We start from the raw sequence: 3,978 nt of genomic DNA, 5'->3' as shown, positions 1-3,978 counted from the left end.
GCCCCTACGTAAACCGCGAAACGGACCGTAGGGGCGACCGGTAGGACGAGTCCTCCACGGTCGCCCGCGGGCCGACCGGAAGGTCGGCCCCTACATCATCGCAACCCAGGGGGAGGGCTGCCGCTATCCCCTCTCCCTTTTAGGGAGAGGGTTAGGGTGAGGGTCGGGGTTGGGAGCGTAAAAGCGGCGGGGATTTGCCGAGGGCATAGCTCGCTACGCTCGGTTAAAATCCCCGCCCTACATTTACGCGGGCCGGGGTGAGGGTCGGGGTTGGGAGCGTAAACGCGGCGGCCCGCGGAGGGGCCGCCCTACGTCATCGCAAATCCAACCGCCTACGGGCGACCGCCCCTCCATCCCCTAAGGCGTCCGGCCCACCAGAAGCCGGTAGTAGTCGCGCAGGCGGAACGCGCTGCGGCGGCGGTCGAAAAACCGGCGCACCATCTCCTGACCGCCCCGATTGGGCCCCGCGTCCAGGGCCTCCCGGACCGCGCGGTCGAGCTCGTCGTCGGCGCGGGCGGTGACGACGTGGGGCAGCCGGCCGCTCCACACCACCCGGCGCCCCAGGGCCAGCGCCTCCAGCACCATCCTACCCTGGCCGTCGTGCGTGGTCGGACGCAGAAGCACGCGCACCCCGGCGTAAACCGGCGACATGTCCTCGCGGACGCCGAGATGCTCCCAGTTGGGGGGCGCGTCGGCGTGGGCCGGTCCGGGGCCGCAGGAGCGGAACCGCACGTCGGGCATCCTCCCGGCCAGCCGCACGGCCCGCGGCACCCCGTAGAAATCACCGCGCTCGGGGGGGATGTAGACCAGGACGGAGGGCTCCTCGGGCCAGGGCGCGTCCTCGACCCCGAGCTTGTCCGAGAGGACCGGCTGGAAGTGGGCGCGCACCCCGAGCCCGGCCAGCTCACCGACCAGCCCGGCGCTGTCTGCCAGGTGCAACTGGATGAAGGGGAGGGTCAGGCGGAGCTTGAGCCGCTGACGGCCCCGGCGCACGGCGGGGACGTCGCTCCCCATCCAATGGGCCACCGTCGCCAGCCCCATGAGCCGGGCGGTGACGAGGCCCCGCCAGGCCATGGGCGGATAGAAGACGTGGAGGACGTCCAGGCCGGCCAGGGTCGCCGGGGTGAGGTCGGCGAGCTCGCGGGCATCAATACCGACGGCCCGCAGCTCACCGGCGAGGAACCCCGGCGCCTCCTCCATCCCGTACACGCCGATTTTCACCGGTGCGCTCATCGGTCGCCGAACGCGTACTCCACCAGGTGGCGGGTTTCGAAGTCGCCAAAGCCCTCGGCGACCAGGCCGATCCCCCGGGCGTACACCTCCCAGGTGGTCCCCAGCTCCACTTTATAGCAGTGGCCCCAGTCTCCGTCGGGGGTCTCATAGAGGAAGTCGGCTTTCACGAGCCTGGCCTCTCCGGAGCCGTCGGCGTAGAGCGGCCAGGTGGCGCCCTCCTCCAGCGGCTCCTCGAGGAGGATCATCGTGTACCGCGAGTCGCCGGGCGGCGGCCACGCGGGCTGGCGTCGGCAGGAATGATCCGAGCACCAAAGCGCCATTTGGGCCACGCCCTCGTCCCAGCAGTACCAGCCGCCCTCCTCGGCGGTGACGGTCGCCTCGGCCAGGTCGCCGAAGCTGTCCCGGTAGGTCCAGGAGTTACCCACCGCCAGCGGCCAGAAACCGGCGCCCAGCTCCGTGGAGCCCGTGACGTCCGCGCACCCGAGGACGAGGACCGCGCCGAGCGACACCGACAATACGAATGCCTTCACCACTGCACCTCGGGGAATTACGGGGGGTCGGCCCGAAAGGGTAACGGGGGCGTCGGGGGAAGCGGAACGCCGCCGCCCCCGTCCGGGGGGAACACGATAGCCTCGGATTTACGAGTCGGCGTCCGGGGGAACCCGCTAAATCCGCCGCCCATCGGCCCGAAACCGCCGCCCCCGCCGTGGTGTAATGTGCTCCGGGGCAAGGGGCTTAAGCCCCTTGTCTCACGCCGCTCCACACGCCCTGGGAACCCAGGCGATGGGGCTACTCGACGATGGAGGCGGCGATGACGTTGTGGATGCGGGCCCGCACCTCGTTGAAGGCGCTCTGCCGGTTGTCGGGGTGCAGCCGGTTGGCCAACAGAATCACGAAGAGGTCGTTCTCCGGGTCCACCCACAGGCTGGTGCCGGTGAAGCCGGTGTGGCCGTAGGAGGAGGAGGAGAAAAGGTCGCCGGAGGTGCAGTACTCGTCGGAGTGGAGGTCCCAGCCCAGTCCGCGGCGCACGGTTGAATCCACCCGCAGCTGCTCCTCGGTCATCCGCTTCACGGTCACCGGCGAGAGGATGCGGGTGTCGCCGTAAATCCCGCCGGCGAGGAGCATCTGGGCGAAGACGGCCAGGTCGTCGGCCGTGGAGAAGAGGCCGGCGTGGCCGGAAACCCCGCCCATCACCGCGGCGTTGGCGTCGTGGACGCGGCCTACGAGCATGGTGCCGTCGGGGACGTCGGCGCGGCCCTCGGCCCGGGTGGTGGCCGCCGCCGACGCGGCGAACGCGCCCGTCGGGTTGAAAACCGTGTGCGCCATCCCCAGCGGCTCGAAAATCTCCTCCCGGCAGAACTCGTCCAGGGGCCGCCCATCCACCCGGCGGATGATTTCACCCAAAAGAATCATGTTCAGGTCGCTGTAGAGGTAGTGGACGCCCGGGGCGTACTTGGGCTCCAGGGCGCAGATTTCGGCGATGACGTCGGCGGTGGTGGAGCACGTCTTGCCGAAATCCTGCCAGGCGGGGAGGCCGCTGGTGTGCAGAAGGAGCTGGCGCAGGGTGATGTCGCCCTTGCCCTTCTCGCCGAAGGCGGGGATGTAGTAGGCCACGGGCTGGTCGAGGCGGAACTCGCCGCGCTCCAGGAGAATCATCGCCGCCGTGGTGGTGGCCACCACCTTGGTCAGGCTGGCCAGATCGAAGGGGGTGTCGGGGAGCATGGGCCGCTGCTCGGGCTCGACCTCGGCCATGCCGTAGGCCTTTCGCCAGACCACGGCGCCGTGGCGCCCGACCAGAATCACGCAGCCCGGCATCCGCCCCGAGGCGATGATTTCGTCCACCAGGTCATCCAGGCGGGCCAGCCGCGCAGGATCCATCCCCACGTCCTCGGGGTCGGCGGTGGAAAGGAGCGGGCCGGGGTCGCCGGCGCCCAGGACGGTCGCGAGCACGACGACCACGCCGAGGAGGAAAATGCCCAGCCGGACGCCGAAGGGTTTCGCCATCTGCCTGCCTCGCTTGGGGGAAAATCTGGTGTCTGGGGAGCCGGTGACCTCGAACAACAGGATGAGGTCAATCTCGTCGGGGGTCACGCCGGAGCGCAGGTTTCGGCTGACGCTGACGAAGTATCCGGTCTCGAAAAGCTCGCGGACGGCGGTGAAAACCTCGTGGCTGTCGAAGGGCGCGCCGACGAAGACTCCGTGGGCCGCCAGAATCGGCTCCACCACGTCCATCGGGGTATCCACCAGCCCCCGGAGCTCCACGGCGCCCAGCACCGCCGACTCGCCGGTGACCACCTCCAGCTCCAGGGAGACCGCCCGGCCGTCGAACTGGTCCTCGGTGCGCACCTCGAGGGAGACCCCGCCGATGGGCCGGTCGCGGAAGTAATCGCGGATGCGCTCCAGACCGTCGTTTACCGACTCCTCGGTGTACGGCTGGCCCGGCTTGAGACCGAAGGCCTCCAGGATGCCGTCCTGTTCGTCGTTGGCGTTACCGTCCAGGATGATTTGGCTGATGACCGGCCCCGGGGGCGGGCCCTCCGCCATCTTCCGGCGCACGTAATCCAGGAGGCTCTGCGTGTCGGCGTCGCCGGGCTTGATATCCAGGGCGTCCTCCAGATAATCCTCCGCCGAGCCCCAGTCGCCGATGACGGTGTAGATGTAGCCCACGCGCTGGTTGGCGATGAAATCGTCGGGGAGGACCTCCAGCACGCGGCGGTAGTGCTCGTAGGCGTCGCCGTAGTTTTT

Annotated in this window: 3 protein-coding genes; all 3 read right to left on the bottom strand. The window is 69.4% G+C overall.

Annotation, left to right across the window (positions count from 1 at the left end):
- Positions 1-357: 357 nt before the first annotated feature.
- Positions 358-1,233 carry a hypothetical protein gene (locus tag NTW26_08435; protein ID MCX7022278.1) on the bottom strand — a complete coding sequence of 292 codons (876 nt, stop codon included), beginning with the start codon at positions 1,231-1,233 and terminating at the stop codon, positions 358-360.
- Positions 1,230-1,763 (bottom strand): hypothetical protein, encoded by a 534-nt coding sequence (locus NTW26_08430; protein MCX7022277.1) that lies wholly within the window; start codon positions 1,761-1,763, stop codon positions 1,230-1,232. The genes NTW26_08435 and NTW26_08430 overlap by 4 nt, the downstream gene beginning before the upstream one ends.
- Before the next feature lie 259 nt (positions 1,764-2,022).
- A partial coding sequence (locus NTW26_08425) for a serine hydrolase (protein ID MCX7022276.1) occupies positions 2,023-3,978 on the bottom strand: 1,956 nt, incomplete at its 5' end.

This window comes from bacterium (genome assembly GCA_026398675.1).
Lineage (GTDB): Bacteria > RBG-13-66-14 > RBG-13-66-14 > RBG-13-66-14 > RBG-13-66-14 > RBG-13-66-14.
Note: the sequence above shows the minus strand (reverse complement) of the source record. Positions and strands in the feature narration are given on the sequence as shown.

Coding starts and splice junctions, on each gene's coding strand:
- NTW26_08435 (MCX7022278.1), bottom strand. CDS start 1,233: ATGAGCGCACCGGTGAAAATCGGCGTGTACGGGATGGAGGAGGCGCCG.